The organism is Cellulomonas sp. P5_E12 (assembly GCF_054049315.1).
The window spans coordinates 1-526 of sequence record NZ_JBFUMP010000052.1 but is presented as its reverse complement, the minus strand read 5'-3'; the positions used below and the strand labels follow the sequence as shown (position 1 = coordinate 526).

At 75.4% G+C, this 526-nt stretch carries 1 protein-coding gene; it reads left to right on the top strand.

The window, feature by feature from the left end; translation table 11 throughout:
- On the top strand, positions 1-526 hold a 526-nt coding region (locus ACXJKA_RS19880), incomplete at both ends, for a PP2C family protein-serine/threonine phosphatase (RefSeq protein WP_456826923.1).

The window sequence follows — 526 nt, the reverse complement described above, 5'->3', positions numbered from 1 at the left end:
TGCTGCGGGGCATCGCGCACACSGGCGGCGGGACGCCCGCGCAGGTGCTCACGTCGCTCGAGAACGCCGCCCGCGCGCTGGGCATCGACGCGATGGCGACAGCCGTCGTCCTCCGGCTCGAGCGCGCTTCCGACCAGCGCGACGACGCCATGACGTTGCGTTGGGCGAACGCCGGCCATCTGCCGCCGCTTCTTGTCGCGCCCGACGGCACGGTGACGGAGCTCGACGCCCCCGCGGAGCTCCTGCTGGGCCTGCGCACSGGGACGCGGCGCACCGACCACGTCGTGCGAGTGCTCCGCGGCTCGACGCTGCTGCTCTACACCGACGGACTCGTCGAGCGCCGTGGCGAGCACCTGCGCGTCGGGCTGGACCGCCTCGTCGCCCAGGTCGCGGACCTCACGCGTGACGACGGGGCCGGCCACGCCGGCCGCGACCTGGACGGCCTCGTCGACGAGCTGCTGCGGCGGCTGGTCCCCGAGGGTGAGGCGGACGACGACGTCGCGGTCCTCGCCGTCCACCTCGAGCC